This is a genomic window from Vibrio coralliirubri (genome assembly GCF_024347375.1).
Taxonomy (GTDB): domain Bacteria; phylum Pseudomonadota; class Gammaproteobacteria; order Enterobacterales; family Vibrionaceae; genus Vibrio; species Vibrio coralliirubri.
In genome coordinates, this window is record NZ_AP025470.1 from 2151637 (window position 1) to 2169939 (window position 18303).

Genomic DNA, 18303 nt, shown 5'->3' on the forward strand with positions numbered 1-18303 from the left:
TTTAAAGAGAAATCACTATGATCGTTGATTTGAACCTAATCCCACAAACGTTTGATATGCTTCACGCAGGCCTAACTGCATCAAGCGTTTTACTGCTGCTAATTGCCGTTTCTCGTAAAACCAAAGTGGTTGAGAAAGTCGTAGAAAAACCAGTAGAAAAGATCGTTGAAGTTGAAAAGCCAGTTGAGAAAATTGTCGAAGTAGAGAAAGTAGTAGAAGTTGAACGTGTGATCGAAAAAGTAGTCGAAGTTGAATCTAAGCTTGCTACAGCACCAACAGACTCTGCAATGCAACTACTGTCTATCATGCAGCAAGAAGCACGCTTAATTGACTTCCTAAAAGAAGACCTAACGTCATTCTCTGATGAAGAAGTTGGCGCAGCAGCTCGTGTTATTCACACTGGCGGTCAAAAAGTATTAGCCGATTACGTAACGCTGTCTCACATCCGCACAGAAGATGAAGAAACACGTATCACTATCGCTGAAGGTTTCAACCCTCAAGAAATTCGCCTAACAGGCAATGTAACGGGCAATGCACCGTTCAACGGCACACTGGTTCACAAAGGTTGGAAAGCAACTGATATGAATCTGCCTAAGCTTGCTGAAAACTACGATGCATCTGTAATTGCACCGGCAGAGGTGGAGCTATAATGGAACACCAAAGTCAATCAGCTCAAGAGCTATCTTCTCAAGAGCAAAATCAGGCACCTAAGTTCAGTGTTGGTATCGATTTAGGTACTACACACTGCGTTTTGTCTTTCATCGACACAAGCAATGAAGACGCTCGTGTAGAGGTGATGCAAATCCCTCAACTGACAGCGCCAGGTACAGTAGAAACTCGCAGCCAACTTGGCTCGTTCCTATACCAACCACACGAACATGAAATGAATGCGGGCTCTCGCGTTCTTCCTTGGTCTTCAGAGCCGAAAGCGCTAGTGGGTGCAATTGCTCGTAACCTTGGTTCTAAAACCCCTATCCGTTTGGTAGCGAGTGCAAAATCTTGGTTATGCCACGGTGGTGTTAACCGTCGCGATGCTTTCCTTCCTGCAGGCAGCCCTGAAGAAGTTGAAAAAGTATCTCCGCTTAAGACAACTGAATTGTACCTTGAGCACCTTAAAGACGCTTGGAACCACGCGAACCCAGAACACAAACTGGCAGACCAAGATGTAACGATCACGGTTCCTGCTTCGTTTGATCCTGCGGCTCGTGACCTAACAGCAGAAGCTGCACGTAATGTTGGTTTCACTCACCTAACGCTTCTTGAAGAGCCACAAGCTGCTCTTTACAGCTGGATTGATAACAGCAACGACACATGGCGTGATGAAGTAAACGTTGGTGACATCGTTCTTGTTGTCGATATCGGTGGTGGTACAACCGACCTTTCGTTAGTTGAAGTAACACAAGATGACGGTAACCTAAGCCTGAACCGTATCGCAGTAGGTGAACATATCCTACTTGGCGGCGACAACATGGACTTAGCACTGGCTTACCGCCTGAAAATGAAACTGGCTCAAGAAGGCAAAGAGCTGGCTCCTTGGCAGGTTCAAGCAATGACTCACGCATGTCGTGATGCAAAAGAAGCACTGCTAAACGATGCTGAACTGCAATCTGTGCCTATCGTTGTTCCAAGCCGTGGTTCTAAACTGCTTGGCGCAACACTGAAAACAGAACTGACTCAGCAAGAAGTACAACAAACGTTGGTTGATGGCTTCTTCCCGAAAGTAGCCGTGACTGAACACCCTGTTCAAAAGACACGTGGCGCACTGACTCAAATGGGTCTGCCTTACGCTCAAGACGCAGGTATTACTCGTCACATTGCCGCATTCCTTTCTAAGCAAGCGAACGCGCTTTCTGGAAACAGCGAAACGGCTCAGCAAGATTTCAACCCGTTTGCAAACATGCCCGGTATGCCCGGTACACAAGCGCAAGGGTCAGAAGCGCCAGCGGCAGACTTCATCAAACCAACAGCAATCCTGTTCAATGGTGGTGTTCTAAAATCGAACCTACTTGCCGATCGTCTTTCAGATACTATCAACGAATGGTTGATCAATGCTGACGAAGAGTTCGCTAAACAGCTTTCAGGTCTAGATTTAGACTTAGCAGTTGCAAGCGGTGCTTCTTACTACGGCGCAGTTCGTCGTGGCCAAGGCGTTCGTATCCGTGGCGGTATCGCTTCTTCTTACTACGTAGGAATTGAAAGCGCGATGCCAGCAATCCCGGGTATGGCTCCTCCAATGGAAGCACTGTGTGTTGCCCCATTTGGTATGGAAGAAGGTTCAAGCGTTCAAGTACCTAGCCAAGAGTTCGGTCTAGTGATTGGTCAGCCAGTACACTTCCAGTTCTTCGGTTCAACCATTCGCCGTGAAGATGAAGCGGGTACGCACCTTGATCACTGGGCGCCTGAAGAGCTTGATGAGCTTCCTGAAATCCAAGTGACACTGCCTGTATCTGAAGGCCGTCGCGAAGGTGAAGTGGTTCCAGTAACTCTGGCTTCTCGCGTTACTGAGCTAGGTACCTTATACCTAGAAGCGATTGCTACTGACAACGGTCAGAAATGGCACGTTGAGTTCGACGTTCGTGAAGACTCGAATAACGACTCAAACGAACAAGCATAATGAATCAACGGCACCTTCGCGGGTGCCGTTTCTTTATCAATACGGTTCTCAACCTAGCCCTGCCTGTTTCTCAGGAATGGCGTTTACGAATAACAACAATAAGACCAAAGCTATCAAAAAACTGGTCATCACTCTGGAAGAATAAGGTTTTGTATGGCAACTCCTCGTTTTTTAGTCGGCATTGACTTAGGCACAACCAATACGGTTGTCGCTTACTGTGAAATCAACGACGACCTACAACATGCTCCTGTTTCTCTTTTCGATATTGACCAACTCATCGGCCCCGGTGAAGTGGTTCGCAAGCCCCTACTCCCATCCTTTCGTTACCACCCAGCACAAGGTCAAATCTCCCCTTCTGACCTGACGATGCCGTGGGAACCAAGCCCTGTTGAAGGCGATATTAAGAACGTTATCGTCGGTGAATGGGCACGTGAATTAGGCGCTAAGGTTGAAGGCCGCCAAGTATCGAGTGCTAAGAGTTGGCTATCACACCAATCGGTTGATCGTAACTCCGACATTCTGCCTTGGGCTGGCGCAGCGGATGTCGATAAAGTCTCGCCAGTTGTGGCGAGTGCAAGCTACCTCAACCACATTCGCCAAGCATGGAACTACCGTAACCCGAGCAACAAGCTTGAAGATCAAGATGTTGTGGTTACCGTTCCTGCTTCCTTCGATGAGACAGCACGTAAGCTGACACTCGAAGCCGCAGAACTGGCGGGCTTAGGTAAGATTCTGTTACTCGAAGAGCCGCAAGCCGTTTGTTATGACTGGTATGCTCGTCACCAACAAACCGCAGCAGATGAACTTCAACAAATCCCGCTGATTCTAGTGTGTGATGTTGGCGGTGGTACCACCGATTTAAGCTTAATTGAAGCCAAATTCGATGCGAACACCGACGGTAATAACGAGCTCGCACTCGACCGTATTGGCGTTGGTGAACACTTGATGCTCGGTGGTGACAACCTCGATTTAGCGCTTGCTCACCTTGCAGAGCAACGCTTCAATCAAAACAAAAAGCTGAATGCCTCTAGCCTAACCAAACTAATTCAACAGACTCGCGCCGCAAAAGAGAGCCTACTTTCTGCCAATGCACCCGATGATGTGAAGATCACCATGCTGGGCAGCGGTTCAAAGCTGCTTGGCGGTACTAAGAGTATTGGCTTAACCAAACAAGAAGTTCATCAAATCGCATTGGAAGGTTTCTTCCCGCTTTCTGAGTTTACTGAAACACCCGACAAACGCCGCAGTGCTGTGGTTGAGTTTGGTCTGCCTTACGTGGCTGATCCTGCAGTGAGTAAGCACGTTGCAGAATTCCTAGCAACACACCAACAAGTATCTAAAGCCGCATTAGAAAACTCAGACTCTATTGAGTTCGATGACACCAAACCTGCAATTCCAGTTGGCGTGCTGCTCAATGGTGGTGTGTTTAACAGTGAATTGGTCACTGAACGAATCACACAGCTACTGGGCAACTGGAACGGCTCTCCAATCACAGTGCTTGATAACCCTCATCCAGATTGGTCTGTTGCCCTTGGCGCGGTTGCCTTTGGTAAAGCCCGCCGTGGTGCACAACTGAAAATCGGTGGTGGTGCCGCTCGTTCTTACTTCTTGCATCTACAAGAGAAGAACAAGATGGGTAAAGCGCTTTGTCTGCTTGCCAAAGGTACTGAAGAAGGACAAGAGATACGCTTAAACAGCCGTCGTTTCTCGCTGACTTTAGGTGAGCCAGTACGATTTAATCTACTGACTTCAACACACGATCAAATTGCTCACGACACCGCCATTCAAAACGGCGTGATGGTCAATGTGGATGCCGACTTGTTCTCCCCTCTTCCACCGTATATTTCTACCTTGGAAGGCTCAGGTACTGCAGAACTTCAAGCCAACCAAAAAGAGCGTGTTGAAGTACTGCTTGCTTGTCAGTTAACCGAAGTCGGCACACTGAAAATGGAGTGCGTGAGTACAGAAGATGACTCTAAGCGTTGGTTGCTTGAGTTTGAAGTAAGAAACAAGCAAGGCGATGAATCTGATTCCTCCGCGCTTCACCCAAGATTGGAAGAGTGTAAGGAATTGATTTCTCGCCTGTACAGCGGCAACAAAAAGAGCGCTGAATCAAAAGAGATCAAAACGCTATCGAAAGATCTTGAGAAACGACTAGGTAAACGCGATGAATGGGACTTCACGACCCTTCGTCATCTGTTTGATACCTTTTCATTAGGTCGTAAACGTCGTCGCCGCTCAGAAGCACACGAGAAAAACTGGCTGCGTTTGGCGGGTTATTCGCTACGTCCTGGCTTTGGCGATCCGACTGACTCATGGCGTATCGAACAAATTTGGGGCCTTTACCAACAGAACATTCAGTTTAAGAACCATCAAGGTTGGACGGACTGGTGGGTATTCTGGCGTCGTGTCGCTGGTGGACTAAACCAAGAGCAGCAAGAGAGTATCTTGGCGGACATCGCTAAATACCTTCACCCAGGTGCAATGAAAAACCCTAAGACAGCCAAAGATGCGCAAGACAATGGTTATGAAGCCATGGTTCGTTTAGCGGCGTCACTTGAGCAACTTGAGGTTGAAGACAAAGTGCTGCTGGCAAGTTGGTTCTTAAGCAAGGCGATTAACCATAATCAGTTTGAGCAAGCGCACTGGTGGGCGCTAGGTCGATTGGCTTCAAGAACGCCTTTGTATGGTAGCCAACACAGCGTGATTCCTAGAGAACAAGCTGAACAATGGTTACCCAAACTGCTTGAGCAGAACTGGCATAAAGAGCAGATGATCGCCTTTGCAGCGGTGATGATTTGTCGTAAAACCGGTGACCGTCAGTTTGATATCTCTGACGAGTATCGCAATCAAGTGATTGAGAAGCTTAAGCAAAGCAAGGTACCTGATTCATGGTTAACACTAGTGAGTGAAGTGACTGAACTTTCTGAGAGCGAATCTAAGCGTGTGTTTGGTGATGCGTTACCAAGCGGGTTAAGCCTGATTAATAACTAGTTTTAGGGCTCATTAGATTGGATCGCTAACTAGTAAAGAAAAAGCCACTTTCGATTCGTTGAAAGTGGCTTTTTTATTGGTGGCTTAAGGCTGGTATGTTTAGTCGACTTATAGCTTTTTGGTTAAGAGCCTTAGCCGTGTTGCAGTTCATCATTATTAATGTTTTGTTCCAGTTGGGTTGATAGGAAAATCCGTATTTTCATAAATGTCAGATAGTTTTTTCGGTTTCTTCTCTTTTGCTCCTTTGTTTGATTGATTATGAGTTTCGCTTAAAAGCCATTCCTCATGCATTTTTGCTGAATCCAAAAACTCTGGATCCTCCATTGCTTCCTTGCGAAGTTTATTTACACGTTCGAGAGTATCCCAAATCATAATACTTCACCTCCACTAAGGCAGTAATATAAAGATAGCCCAACCCCATAAAACTTCAACTAACCCAATGAGATAGCGATCTCAATTTCGTAATTTACCCGCCTTGAACGAATGAAAATGGTCACCTATAGATAGGCTCAAACAATGGGTGTTTTCCCATGATCTTCGAAGATCATTAGGCACAAAAAAAGCGAGCTCAATGCTTAATGCTTGTAAGTTAAGCATCGTTTAGCGTCTTCTTGGAGGCCTTGTCGCATAGCGACAAGGCCTCTTTTTTACTGCTCTTGGGTAACTTCGTTCTCGCCTCTCAGGTAAAACAAAGCTTTCTGACATATCCAGTATGTAGTTTATTACTTCTGGGATTCGTCCCGGTGCGACCGCTGGTAATAATTGAAGCTGTCCAACAAGGAATAATGAAGCCTGTTTAAAGCCGATTTGATAAGGCATCACTGACTTCTGATGATAGGCCATTTGACACATCATGAACCGCAGTAGATTGTAAGCAACCAGCATTCCCCAAAGCTCTTGATTCACTAACTCTGGCTTTTTGCTTCTTAACGTAAGTTGGTTCTGAAGCATGTATTGCTTCATCTCACGATACCCCAACTCTATTTCCCAACGATGGCTATATAGTTCGGCGATATCAGCACCAGGATATTTCATCGTGTCTATCATTGACGTTAATAGTCGGACTTCTTTTCCTTTAATCGTCTTTGTGATTAAACGAGCTTGGAGAGTTTTGGGGGCATCAACCCACTTCTTTTGAGCTTGAGGTGATAGCTTGAGCTCAACGAGCTCTTGTCCTCGGCCTACCTTCGATAACACAGTGTATTGAGCCCCTTTTCTTAATGGGAGCAGCCAATGTTTTTCATCGCCACTGGTTTGCCATTTATGCAGTAAGCCCAAGGCGTAAAATCCGCGGTCAAAAATAGTTAAGCTGTTTGAGGGAGATTGTTCAATAAGCGGGATCGTAAGGTCGACTTCACTTTTAGATACTGAGTCGAATGAAGCGCTGTTGAGTAAATGACTGGTCAGCTCCATATGGCAGACCATTCTCACTTGAGGGTAGTCAGATATCGTTGTTTTATTGCCTGTTCTACTAAAATGCTCATCATTACTTTTAGTGTCTGGTGTTCTCCACACAACACCATCTACAGCATGAAGTGTTAACCCATGCCAATCGGGATGAGGAGTCTTGCGGTGCCAAAGTCGTTGAGTGTGATTGAACACGGCTTCCATAACGTCGGAACCAAGTCGGTGACGTGCCTGTATGACAGCGCTAGGTGCGACGAATGGCTTCTTACCCGGTAGGAGAATATCAAGTTGCGAGACTACTTTATCCATCGATAAATGACGGTAAAGGGACATCCCTAAAACACTCCAAACCATCATTTCCATTGGTAACCTGCGCTTTCGAATAGTCGCAACCCCAGATTCTTGGAGGCACTGTTCGACGAGTTCCGGGGACAGCAGGTCTGATAACCCTGAGAGCTGTTCTGGAGAGAAGTTATGGACTTGATTAAGGGCTTGTCTAAGAAACATAAAAAATCCGAGTGTTAAAGAAACACTCGGATTTTGACATCCTTGGAGGATCGTTCAACCAGTCTTTTTTACTTAACTGATCGGCATTAAGCTCAATGCTCGCTTTTTGTTTATCTATCTGTTGCTCGAATCACCAACACCTACTCGATTAAATCACACCGAGGTTAAGCACGGTTACCGATTTTCACCTTGCCATTGGTAGCAAACCAAAGGGCTTCTGAACGACGGCGACCGATTAAAATCGGGCCATCATCGTAGAACAAAAAGTTCTTCCAATGCTTCTTGAAAATCGCCCATTTAGTTTCAAGAACATTGTACTTTTCGTAACAGAAATAAACAGTTACGTCATCTTGCCAATCGATAAAGTTAAGAATCTCTTCTGGCATTTCAGGCTCATCCGCTTCCCAATGCGCCATCCAGCTGATCTCTTCATTCCAGTTCGATGCTTTACTTGGCCAGTCTTGCGAGCTTAGTCGTTCTGCGTCTGGGCTTTGAGGGCTCACGTTCTCTTTCCAGAACTGAGATGCTCTCGCCTGTGTCATTGGCTTAATCTTTTCCAAGTCCTCTGCCGGCAGCGGCATTGACTGGTGTGTGAAAATCCATTTTCTTTGGTATTCGTCCAAAGTTGTGTATGACATCAAAATTCCTCAAATATCTTCTCAGGCTGATGTATTTACCATGCCTATCTGTTCTTTTTGATGCAGTGACGGTTTCATTTTATCTATGTCGTCACTGCCTCTAAATCTGTATTTACGTTTAATTTATACTTACGCCTAATGACTATTGCTCTCTATACAGCGCGCCTATCTTCCCAGTTTGGGTTAACTAATGCCGTCAGTATATGGTCTTCCCATTTACCGTTAATCTGTAGGTAGTCTTTAGCAAAACCTTCTCGTACAAAACCAAGATGTTCTAATACACCAGCACTGCGTTCGTTGTGAGGCATGTAGCCCGCCATTAAGCGGTGCATGTTCTGCACATCAAACATATAGTCTTTAGCCATGCTCAAGCCTCTGCGCATGTAACCGTGGCCCTGTGCACTTTGCGCTAATGAGTAACCGACATTACAAGCGTAGAACGGGAAACGCGACAAATTACTGAACGATATGGTGCCTAACATTTCATTAGAGTCAGCGTTAATCAGTAGACAGTAATAGCCTAGCCCCATTTTATGAAGCTCATTTAACTTGATCAGTCGCTGCGCCCAACTCGCTCTATCAAAGAACGCGTCTTCGCGAATCGGTTCCCAAGGTTTCAGGTACTCTCTGTTAACCTGAAAGTACTCGCTGATCATGCCAGCGTCATCGATTTCAGCCGTGCGTAGAATCAGATTACCATCATGCTTATAAATGCGCTCTGGTGTACTCAAATCTTCCATAATCTTGTTCTTATTCGATCAGTTCTTTCTGATACCGTAATCACGAAGCTTATTCGCAATTGAGGTATGAGATACATTCAAACGTTTTGCTAGCTTACGGCTTGATGGGAAAGACTGATAAAGCTTCTCTAGAATCTGAGATTCATAGTCTTTCATGATTTCATCGAGCGAGCCATCTAGGCTTAAGTTCGCCATTCCTGCCGTCATTGTTTCAAGCTGTGGCAAGTGGAATTGCTCAACCGTTAGTGTGTCTGAATCCAACTCTGTTAGTGCGCGTAGAACCATGTTGTCTAACTGACGAATATTGCCCGGCCATTGGTAATTACCAAGCTGGTCGATTAACTCTTGAGTCAATTTTGGTTTTAACATACCTAATTGCTGCGCGTACTTTGCAACGAACAATTCCAACAGTGGCGCTACGTCGTTTGAGCGTTCACGCAATGCTGGAATAGACAGAGTCAGTACATTCAAGCGGTAAAACAAATCTTCACGGAACGAACCCGAGTCTGCTAATTCAGAAAGACGGTGGCGCGTTGATGCAATAATACGAACATCAGCGTGCATCTCTTCTTCTTCACCAACACGACGGAATGAACCATCTTGTAGGAAACGCAGCAATTTGATTTGTAGATGCGGGCTCATCTCGCCAATTTCATCTAAAAATACGGTACCGCCATTCGCTTGTTCGAAAATGCCTTTGTGACCTTGTTCATGGTTGAATGAACCCGGCGCATGACCAAACAATTCCGTTTCCGCTACGTCATCAGGCATCGATGCACAGCTTAGAATCAAAAATGGGAAAGACGATCGATTTGAACGGTTATGACACGCTTTCGCCAGCATCTCTTTACCTGTACCTGTATCGCCTTCAATTAATAGAGGCTGATCCAGCATAGCCAATTTCTTAGCTTGGCTGATCAAGGCTTTATGGCGATTAGAGACACCCACAAAATGTTCGAAACCTAGGTTGTTCTGTTCTGGGATTGAATCTGGCGAGTTCATCTCTTGATTACAAGAACGAATCGTCATTACTGCGCTCGCCAGTACCGCTTCGTTGACATCACCACCAAGGTAAATCGGCAGGATCTCAATAGAGAAATCTAAACCATCCAACACGACAACTTCACGATGACGCGTTACATCGCCTTCGATCCAGCGAGCAAAGTTAAAGCTAGGAACAAACGTCGCGAGCGGTTCACCGATGACTTCGTCTTCTTGTTTATTGAAGAGGTTCAATGCAGCGTGGTTAGCCATATCGATTGAGCCTTTAAGGTCAATCGCAATCACGGGATCAGGTAGGTTTGCCAGCAGAGCAATCAGCTCTGTGTTATGCCTTTCGCTTGGCATAAATTGGATCTTACGTACATCCTTCACACCTGAAATTCGGCGAATTTCAGCCATAAGTTCACTAAAAGCATCAAAATCGATATCAGGGCAGTTTAGGTAAATAATACCTTTAACATCAATTTCGATTCCTCTTAAATCAATGCTTTTTGAGGCCAAGATATCGAGCAACTCACGCGTTAAGCCGAGTCTGTCTTCACACAATACTTCAAGACGCACAAATAGTCCTATTATAGGTGTCAGGATAAGTTGACAGTAGTGTGGATTAAGCTCTGAGTTCAGTCAAGAAGAAGAGTAAACATATGTTTACTCTTCTTCTCAAACTATTGAGCTTCAAATGCTTTATTTGAGAGTGATACGCTTTATTTCAGAAAGGACGGCTTTGCGGAGATCTGCCAGTTTTACTTTTCGTTCGTTATGCCAAGGCATAGGACGCAGCAATGTCATGGCTTTTAAGCCAAGTCTTGCGGTAAGGATACCGACACCTAGCCCCTGACCTGCTCGAGCTGAGACTTTGCCTGCAAGATCCATCGAGACGAGATCCATACTTGCATCAATTGCGAGCTCACTGGCTCCCGCAGCTGCCATGTTGATTAACACCAGTTTAAATAGCTTAATACGAGACCAGTAGCCAAGCTCAATGCCATACACATCTGCAAGCTTGTCTATCATGGTGAAATTTCGCCACGCCACCAGCAACATATCTGCTGCGGCCAATGGACTCACCGCAACCAAAGCCGCCGATTCGGTCGAGAACTTAGTGACGATTTGAGTCGCTACTTTGTCTTGTTGACTCACGACTAACGCATCGTACATATCCAACACTTCTGCATCACTGTGCGCTGGATTAATGCTGTTTCGCCACTTATCGTACGAAGGAGACTCAGCGATAATGCCGCCTTGCTTGGCGATGTTTTCACAGAACGCTTTGCCCTTACCGACACTTTGGCTTTGGAGTAGTTCTTCACTCTGCTCTTGCACACTAAAGTGATCTTTAAGCGAGCGCAGTTTCCACAGCTCTTTGCCTATTGCGCCTAAACCCAATGAAGCAATGGCAGCAATAAAGCCAGCCCAACCTAACGCAAGCCAGTCAGCCGTTTGAATCGCGGTAATCACCGAATCAATTGCCTGCCATCCAACTAGGCCAGAGAAAGCGACCAATAAACCCGTTCCAAACCATTTCTTCTTTTTGCTCGGTCGAATCACTTGTTCCAATTGCTGCTCAGCTTCGCCATCAAGTTCGGCTTCCACTTTCGGTGCAACAGGGACAAATTTCTCTTGTTCTGTGAACAGTTGTTGAGCGCCTAAATCCGGGCCAACTTCGCTCTTGTCTTGCTCATCAAAAGAGGTCTTCAACGGCTCATTAAAGACCTGCTTTGTTTTTAATTCACTCATTTTGATTGCCTCAATTACTTCAACTTGTCGCCAATGAGATACTCTAAAACCTTGTCGACTCTTAGATGTTGGCAAGGTTCATCGGAATGTTGCTCCATCGGTCTAAAGCTCGTGAAATCAAACTGGTTGGTTTCCCAATACTGTTTGTTGGGCAACTTACGCGGCACCTCTCCCGGATACATGGTTTGAGGGACATTATCCAAAGTCACACCTTGCAACGCCGGAACATTGTCTGAGCCAGACGAGATATAACCTGCGCTGGTCGCTTGAATAGACGCGATGCTCATACAACTCATGTCTATGTGTTCAAACGCCGCCTGTTGCCAAGCCGGATGCACCATCTGTTGTAACAGTGACACCAAGTTCGGATGTTGATCCGGTGTCACGTGGTCAGCCTTGGTGGCTGCAAACAAGATCTTGTCGATCTTCGGCGCGAATAAACGTCTTAAGATATTGCTTCGACCGTACTTAAAGCTCTTAAGTAACTGTTCTAACGCGCCACGCATATCCATGAAAGAGTCATAGCCCGCATTAAGTGGTTGTAAGCAATCCACCAACACGATTTGTCTGTCGAACGTCGCGAAGTGATTCTTGTAGAACGCTTTCACGACCTTCTGTTGATACTCTTCATAACGCGCTTTCAGTACCGCATAGTTACTTGTTTTGGAGAACTTACCTTCAGGCGCGATACACGGAAAGAATTGCAACACAGGCGCGCCTTCAAGCTCACCGGGTAATACGAATCGACCCGGCTGTACCCAATGCAGTCCGTTACTTTTACAAGTATGAAGGTACTGGGTGTAGCTATCGGCAATCGCGACCAGTTTCTTTTCGTCCGCTTCTGCTAGCAAATCGATATCACCACGCATTGCGTTCCACTGTTGGGAGTAAGTTTCTCTGTCGCCTTTCAATGCGGCAAACTGAGATTGGCTCCAGGTATCGAAGTCCATATCCAGTAACGGTAAATCAAGCAGCCACTCTCCTGGATAATCGACAATATCGAGATAAAGGGTGCTGTTTTTACTCAGTAGCTTCTTTGCGCCCTTCGCAGGCTTATATTTGATTGCTAGACGAATCTCACTGACATCACGCGTTGGCACTGGCCATTCTGGTGGCAGTGCATTCAACGACTCCATTGCTTCATCGTAAGAGAAGCGTGGAATCATCATGTTGTGTTGCGGGATACGCTTTGCGCCAATAATTCTTCCATCTCTCGCCGATGCAAGCAGTGGTAGATTTTTATGGGTAGACGTATGAAGAAGCTGATTAACCAGCGAAGTTATGAATGCTGTCTTACCCGCACGAGAAAGCCCCGTGACCGCTACTCGAATATGAGAATCCGTTCCTCTGCTTATAAAGTCACTCATTTCTTGAGTTAGGTGTTTCATTTGAACGACTCCGTGATAGTTAGGCTCGCTGGTTATGGTAATAGAGAGGCAAGCCTATGTTCTTTCCCCGTTGGGATAGTTTGTATGCTTTTGCTAATGTTGATGTTGATGAGTATGCAATACACATTCTTAATGCTAGATGAATAAAAGCCCCTGACTACATTCATAATGAAGTGACCCCGTAAAGTTGGACATTTCTGTTAAGCGGCTTTCAAGGCCTGAGTTCGATATTCTATCGGAGTCAGGCCTTTTAGTTTCACTTTTATACGTTTGGTATTGTAGTACTCGATGTATTCTTTAATCTGCTCTATCAGAGCATCTGCATCTTCAAAGCTTTGGTTGTGATACATCTCGGTTTTGAGTAAAGCAAAAAAGTTTTCAGCAACAGCATTATCCAAGCAGTTACCTTTTCTCGACATGCTTTGCGTTAACCCACTCTCCGCTACCTTTTTCTGATACTGTCGATGGCGATATTGCCAACCTTGATCGCTATGTATAATTGGCTTTGAGTTGGGTTTAAGCGTTGATATAGCTTCCGTCAGCATATCTGTGACAAGCGGCAAGCAGGCATTTTTGGCCACTCTATAAGCAACCACCTCCTGAGTAAACAAGTCGACAACGGGAGATAAGTATACTTTCTGCTCTTTGACTTTGAACTCCGTGACATCAGTTACCCACTTTTCATCGGGTTGAGTCGCACTAAAATCTCTTTCAAGAACGTTGGGAGCAGCTTTTCCTGACTCTCCTCGGTATGAACGATACTTTTTAATCCTGACCGTCGATTTAAGGTTGAGCTGAGCCATAAGCCTTTGAACCGTTTTGTGATTAAGCACGAACCCCTGATTCTTTAGTTCCAAGTGAATACGGCGGTAGCCGTATCGCCCCTTATGTTCATGATAAATTGACTTTATCAACCGCAGCTCACGTTCGTAGCTATTTTGGCGCTTGCTCGTTTGAGCCTGATAATAAAAGACACTTTTTGCCAACTGTAGAGTGTGCAGTAAGTGCTTTAATGGGTACTTGCCTTTAAGAGTTAGAGCTATGACCGCTTTTTCTTTGTTCGACGGTTTTTTTTCTGCTCCAACTCTTCCAACTTTTTTAGAACGGCATTCTCGGTTCGTAAGTAGACCAACTCCTCTTTTAGCTCCTCAAGTGTCATTTCATTATCAGGCTTAGTGGTACGTTGAGGTTGCTGTTTCATTGAGGGTCTTCCTTTCTGGCGCATTTCGAGCCCCTTGATACCGAGCTCATTAAATCGTTTAAGCCAGACAGAGAGTATTCCAGGGGATGAGAGGTTTAATACAGCGCTAGTGTGCGTGAGAGACCATTCATTCGTCCACATTAAATTCAATGCTTTTCGTTTTGTTTGAGCAGTCGCGGCATGATTAGTTGGTAAAAATGAATCAGTACCATGGATGGCAAAGACTTGAGCCCAATACCGTATCTGCCTTGAAGAAATTGAATATTGTTTTGCTAAGTAGAGAGATGACGTGCCATCTAAGTATTGCTTAGCAATGATACATTTTAGCTCTCGGCTATATTTGGACATAAAAAGACCCCCAATAATTGGTGTCCAACTATTGGGGGTCAGTTCATAATCAGGGGCTTTAGAATTTTTGCACGATATCCGACGTTTAATCGTCTTCAATCAACTTGTAGATAACAAACAGCGCAATCTCTGCAATTAGCCAAAGCGCACATGTAATCGTCACGTATTTATTATCAAAGATACTGATCCCTTTCAAGATCAGGTCGTAGCCAACAAAAGCACCAATCACCACTGCCAAGATAATCTGTAGGATCTGAATAAAACGAGGCATTCCTCTCTCCTATGTTCTTATATCAAACTATGTGTTTATCACTATATCATTGATAATAAGACAAAAGTGCAGATAATGCTGCACTTTTGTCTTTAACTTTCTGTCAAAAATTGCAATTCAAACGCTGAAGTTAGCGACAATTACGATTTTTTGGCGTCGGTTAATTACGCTTTCTCAGCTTCAGCAATCTTCACTTTCCACGTGTCAGGGCCGATCTGGTGTGCGTTCACGCCGTTAGAGTCAACCGCTACCGTTACAGGCATATCTTCAACTTCAAACTCGTAAATCGCTTCCATACCGAGATCTTCAAACGCAACTACGCGTGCTTTTTTAATTGCTTTCGCGACTAAATAAGCTGCACCGCCAACCGCCATTAGGTAAACCGCTTTGTGCTCTTTGATTGATTCAACCGTTGCAGGGCCACGTTCTGCTTTACCGATCATGCCCATAATGCCAGTTTCGTTCAGCATCATATCAGTGAACTTATCCATACGTGTTGAAGTTGTTGGGCCCGCAGGACCTACCGCTTCATCACCTACAGCATCAACAGGACCCACGTAGTAAATGAACTTGCCTTTGAAATCAACGCCAGCTGGTAAGCCTTCGCCGCTTTCTAGCATGCCTTGAATACGTTTATGAGCAGCATCACGACCGGTTAAGATCTTACCTGACAGAAGAACCGTTTCGCCGGTCTTCCACTCTTGTACGTCTTCTTTGGTCACTTCATCAAGGTTAACACGGCGTGTGTTTGCGCCCGCTTCCCAAGTGATGTCTGGCCACTCTTCTAGCTTAGGTGGTGTTAGCTCTGCTGGGCCGCTGCCATCTAGTGTGAAGTGAACGTGACGCGTTGCTGCACAGTTCGGGATCAAACATACAGGCTTAGATGCTGCGTGTGTTGGTGCTGTTTTGATTTTTACGTCAACCACAGTCGTTAGACCGCCAAGACCTTGTGCACCAATACCTAGCTTGTTTACACGGTTGAAGATGTCTAGACGAAGCTCTTCTTCTGCGTTCTCTGGACCTTTCTCGATAAGCTCTTGGATATCGATGTGTTCCATCAAAGATTCTTTCGCTAGCACCGCTGCTTTCTCAGCCGTACCGCCGATGCCTATACCTAGCATACCCGGTGGACACCAGCCTGCACCCATTGTTGGCAGCGTCTTCTCTACCCATTCTGCAATATCATCAGAAGGGTTCAGCATAACCATCTTGGTTTTGTTCTCAGAACCGCCGCCCTTAGCCGCGATTTGAATTTCAACTTTGTTACCTGGAACCATATTAATGTGGACAACCGCTGGTGTGTTGTCTTTGGTATTAATACGCTTACCTGCAGGGTCCATTAGGACAGATGCACGCAATGGGTTATCAGGGTTGTTGTAAGCTTGACGAACGCCTTCATCAACCATCTGTTGTACTGTTTGATCCGTTTCCCACCTAACATCCATACCGATGTTCACGAAACAAGTAACAATACCCGTATCCTGACAAATTGGACGATGGCCTTCCGCAGACATGCGCGAGTTGATAAGAATCTGAGCAATAGCATCTTTAGCTGCTTGGCTCTCTTCTTTCTCGTACGCTTTTTCTAGGGCTTGGACAAAGTCTAAAGGGTGATAATAAGAAATGTACTGAAGTGCGTCAGCGACACTGCTGATCACATCTTGCTTACGAATAACCGTCATTGCATGCCTCTTTATTGTTCTGGTTCCATGTGGGTTCACAGTTTGGCTATCTATGCCAAATCGAATTAGGTGGTTTAGCTTTTTATTGTGTTGAGCTGTATTTAGTTGCTTTAGCAATCGCTTGCATAGCTTTAAACTAAACCACTTGGATTACTCCGTTCTAATCAAGAACCCATTTTATTTTCAATTTATGATACTCTTGCTTCCTCTCACACGCCATGCAGTGATCGAACTCTTTGTCACAAATTAAACAAATGAATAACAACGAATTTCGCTCTATCCAAATCAAGCCGCTTGAATATCAATCAACTTTAGCTAAACAGCTGTTTTCCCATATTGAAAACCTGCCGTGGGCAATGCTATTACGCTCCGCTTCAGAAAGCCACGTTGATAGTCGATACGATATTTTAGTTGCTCAACCCATCGCCACCTTCGAGACAATCGGTGCAAAAACGACCGTTAATGTTAATGAGACGTGCGAGGTTTCAGACTCCGATCCTTTCGAACTACTCGACCAATATCAGCAACAGTTATTGCCTGCGACTAAAGAGCACACTGAGTTGCCATTCGTTGGCGGTACTTTGGGCTATTTTAGCTATGATTTAGGGCGCAGAGTCGAGACACTTCCTTCACTCGCAAAGCGTGATATTGAAGCACCTGACATGGCGGTTGGCTTGTATGAATGGGCAGTTATCGTAGACCACCAATTGAAAACGGCGTGTATTGTCGGTAACAATATCGATGAATATCATGATTGGCTGATGCAGCAAATGGCTCAATCACACCTAACACATGCGCCCTTTGGATTAACCACACCGTGGCAGTCCAATATGAGCGAAGAGAGCTACGCCACTAAGTTCGATAGTGTTCAAGAGTACCTGTTATCCGGCGACTGCTATCAGATTAACTTAGCTCAGCGCTTCAATGCCCAATACCAAGGCAGTGAATGGCTGGCTTATGACAAGTTAGAACAGTACAACTCAGCGCCCTTTTCTGGTTTCATCCGTTTGGCCGACTGCGCAATCATCAGTGTTTCGCCAGAGCGTTTCTTAGAACTCAAAGACAACGTCATTGAAACCAAGCCAATCAAAGGCACACGACCTCGTTCTGAGAACCCGATGATTGATGATGCTAACGCGCAAGACCTAGCAAGCGCCGATAAAGATCAGGCCGAGAACCTGATGATCGTCGACCTACTTCGTAATGACATTGGTCGAGTGGCAAAACCGGGCACAGTGCATGTACCAAAGTTGTTCGATATTGAGAGCTTCCCTGCCGTGCACCACTTAGTAAGCACGATACGAGCAGACCTTGATGATCAATATTCTGCGACTGACCTTCTGAGAGCGTGTTTCCCTGGAGGGTCGATTACTGGCGCGCCAAAAGTTCGCGCGATGCAAATCATTGAAGAGTTAGAACCGCATCGACGTTCAGCGTACTGCGGCAGTATTGGCTACATCAGCCGAAATGGCAGAATGGATACCAGTATTACCATTCGTACATTAGTCGCTGAGAACAACACGCTTTATGCATGGGCTGGCGGTGGTGTGGTGTTTGATAGTGATTGTGCTTCTGAATACCAAGAAACACTGGATAAGCTGAGTCGAATTCTACCGGTACTTGAAGATTGCTAAACCTAATGTCATTAACTGCGAGTTCCGCGATTTAATGACGAGTTCCGCTGCTTAACGGCCAACAAAAGACTATATAAGAAGAAACCGAAGGATCGTAAGATCACTTCGGTTTTTTAGTCTTTAAGTTAGAGTGCATTGCT

15 protein-coding genes are annotated in these 18303 nt (G+C 45.4%); 4 read left to right on the plus strand and 11 right to left on the minus strand.

Features of this window, described 5'->3' with window-relative positions:
* The first annotated feature begins 17 nt into the window (after positions 1 to 17).
* From OCV20_RS09855 to OCV20_RS09865, 3 genes are all read left to right on the plus strand, one after another.
* Positions 18 to 650: a DUF2760 domain-containing protein gene (locus tag OCV20_RS09855; protein ID WP_017091262.1), complete on the plus strand. Its 633-nt coding sequence runs from the start codon at positions 18 to 20 to the stop codon at positions 648 to 650.
* Positions 650 to 2614 carry an Hsp70 family protein gene (locus OCV20_RS09860; protein WP_086775393.1) on the plus strand — a complete coding sequence of 655 codons (1965 nt, stop codon included), beginning with the start codon at positions 650 to 652 and terminating at the stop codon, positions 2612 to 2614. Before OCV20_RS09855 ends, OCV20_RS09860 begins: the two co-directional genes overlap by 1 nt.
* 153 nt (positions 2615 to 2767) lie before the next feature.
* Entirely contained in the window at positions 2768 to 5608 is a 2841-nt protein-coding gene (locus tag OCV20_RS09865) for an Hsp70 family protein (protein ID WP_086775394.1), read from the plus strand.
* A gap of 156 nt (positions 5609 to 5764) precedes the next feature.
* Here the strand turns inward: OCV20_RS09865 and OCV20_RS09870 are convergent, their stop codons facing one another.
* From OCV20_RS09870 to OCV20_RS09920, 11 genes are all read right to left on the minus strand, one after another.
* Positions 5765 to 5980, minus strand: a complete 216-nt coding sequence (locus OCV20_RS09870; protein WP_012604204.1) for a hypothetical protein — start codon at positions 5978 to 5980, stop codon at positions 5765 to 5767.
* A 228-nt stretch (positions 5981 to 6208) separates the two neighbouring features.
* Positions 6209 to 7522, minus strand: a complete 1314-nt coding sequence (locus OCV20_RS09875) for an IS4 family transposase (RefSeq protein WP_086775497.1) — start codon at positions 7520 to 7522, stop codon at positions 6209 to 6211.
* 164 nt (positions 7523 to 7686) lie between these two features.
* Positions 7687 to 8160 (minus strand): DUF2947 domain-containing protein, encoded by a 474-nt coding sequence (locus tag OCV20_RS09880; RefSeq protein ID WP_017060433.1) that lies wholly within the window; start codon positions 8158 to 8160, stop codon positions 7687 to 7689.
* Between the two features lie 152 nt (positions 8161 to 8312).
* Positions 8313 to 8900, minus strand: coding sequence for a ribosomal protein S5-alanine N-acetyltransferase (rimJ, locus tag OCV20_RS09885; RefSeq protein ID WP_017060432.1), 588 nt, complete (start codon positions 8898 to 8900; stop codon positions 8313 to 8315).
* An 18-nt stretch (positions 8901 to 8918) separates the two neighbouring features.
* Positions 8919 to 10463, minus strand: coding sequence for a transcriptional regulator TyrR (gene tyrR, locus OCV20_RS09890; protein WP_086775215.1), 1545 nt, complete (start codon positions 10461 to 10463; stop codon positions 8919 to 8921).
* A 123-nt stretch (positions 10464 to 10586) separates the two neighbouring features.
* Entirely contained in the window at positions 10587 to 11639 is a 1053-nt protein-coding gene (locus OCV20_RS09895) for a YcjF family protein (protein ID WP_086775216.1), read from the minus strand.
* Between the two features lie 14 nt (positions 11640 to 11653).
* Complete coding sequence (locus tag OCV20_RS09900; RefSeq protein ID WP_050654438.1) at positions 11654 to 13027, minus strand: YcjX family GTP-binding protein; 1374 nt, start codon at positions 13025 to 13027, stop codon at positions 11654 to 11656.
* Between the two features lie 200 nt (positions 13028 to 13227).
* A complete protein-coding gene (locus OCV20_RS09905) occupies positions 13228 to 14070 on the minus strand; it encodes an IS3 family transposase (RefSeq protein WP_108721729.1) in 843 nt (280 codons plus the stop codon).
* Positions 14067 to 14576 carry a helix-turn-helix domain-containing protein gene (locus OCV20_RS09910; RefSeq protein ID WP_086774936.1) on the minus strand — a complete coding sequence of 170 codons (510 nt, stop codon included), beginning with the start codon at positions 14574 to 14576 and terminating at the stop codon, positions 14067 to 14069. The genes OCV20_RS09905 and OCV20_RS09910 overlap by 4 nt, the downstream gene beginning before the upstream one ends.
* An 85-nt stretch (positions 14577 to 14661) precedes the next feature.
* Positions 14662 to 14847, minus strand: coding sequence for a hypothetical protein (locus OCV20_RS09915; protein WP_004734731.1), 186 nt, complete (start codon positions 14845 to 14847; stop codon positions 14662 to 14664).
* A 164-nt stretch (positions 14848 to 15011) separates the two neighbouring features.
* Positions 15012 to 16529 (minus strand): fumarate hydratase, encoded by a 1518-nt coding sequence (locus tag OCV20_RS09920; protein WP_017068776.1) that lies wholly within the window; start codon positions 16527 to 16529, stop codon positions 15012 to 15014.
* A 254-nt stretch (positions 16530 to 16783) separates the two neighbouring features.
* Here OCV20_RS09920 and pabB point away from each other — a divergent pair, with 254 nt between their 5' ends.
* On the plus strand, positions 16784 to 18163 hold the full coding sequence (gene pabB, locus OCV20_RS09925) for an aminodeoxychorismate synthase component I (protein ID WP_086775294.1): 1380 nt from the start codon (positions 16784 to 16786) through the stop codon (positions 18161 to 18163).
* Positions 18164 to 18303: the final 140 nt, after the last annotated feature.

What these genes read in the sequence shown, in the direction of transcription:
- OCV20_RS09855 (WP_017091262.1), top strand. Translation starts at nt 18, where the DNA reads ATGATCGTTGATTTGAACCTAATCCCACAAACGTTTGATATGCTTCAC.
- OCV20_RS09860 (WP_086775393.1), top strand. Translation starts at nt 650, where the DNA reads ATGGAACACCAAAGTCAATCAGCTCAAGAGCTATCTTCTCAAGAGCAA.
- OCV20_RS09865 (WP_086775394.1), top strand. Translation starts at nt 2,768, where the DNA reads ATGGCAACTCCTCGTTTTTTAGTCGGCATTGACTTAGGCACAACCAAT.
- OCV20_RS09870 (WP_012604204.1), bottom strand. Translation starts at nt 5,980, where the DNA reads ATGATTTGGGATACTCTCGAACGTGTAAATAAACTTCGCAAGGAAGCA.
- OCV20_RS09875 (WP_086775497.1), bottom strand. Translation starts at nt 7,522, where the DNA reads ATGTTTCTTAGACAAGCCCTTAATCAAGTCCATAACTTCTCTCCAGAA.
- OCV20_RS09880 (WP_017060433.1), bottom strand. Translation starts at nt 8,160, where the DNA reads ATGTCATACACAACTTTGGACGAATACCAAAGAAAATGGATTTTCACA.
- rimJ (WP_017060432.1), bottom strand. Translation starts at nt 8,900, where the DNA reads ATGGAAGATTTGAGTACACCAGAGCGCATTTATAAGCATGATGGTAAT.
- OCV20_RS09895 (WP_086775216.1), bottom strand. Translation starts at nt 11,639, where the DNA reads ATGAGTGAATTAAAAACAAAGCAGGTCTTTAATGAGCCGTTGAAGACC.
- OCV20_RS09900 (WP_050654438.1), bottom strand. Translation starts at nt 13,027, where the DNA reads ATGAAACACCTAACTCAAGAAATGAGTGACTTTATAAGCAGAGGAACG.
- OCV20_RS09910 (WP_086774936.1), bottom strand. Translation starts at nt 14,576, where the DNA reads ATGTCCAAATATAGCCGAGAGCTAAAATGTATCATTGCTAAGCAATAC.
- OCV20_RS09915 (WP_004734731.1), bottom strand. Translation starts at nt 14,847, where the DNA reads ATGCCTCGTTTTATTCAGATCCTACAGATTATCTTGGCAGTGGTGATT.
- OCV20_RS09920 (WP_017068776.1), bottom strand. Translation starts at nt 16,529, where the DNA reads ATGACGGTTATTCGTAAGCAAGATGTGATCAGCAGTGTCGCTGACGCA.
- pabB (WP_086775294.1), top strand. Translation starts at nt 16,784, where the DNA reads ATGAATAACAACGAATTTCGCTCTATCCAAATCAAGCCGCTTGAATAT.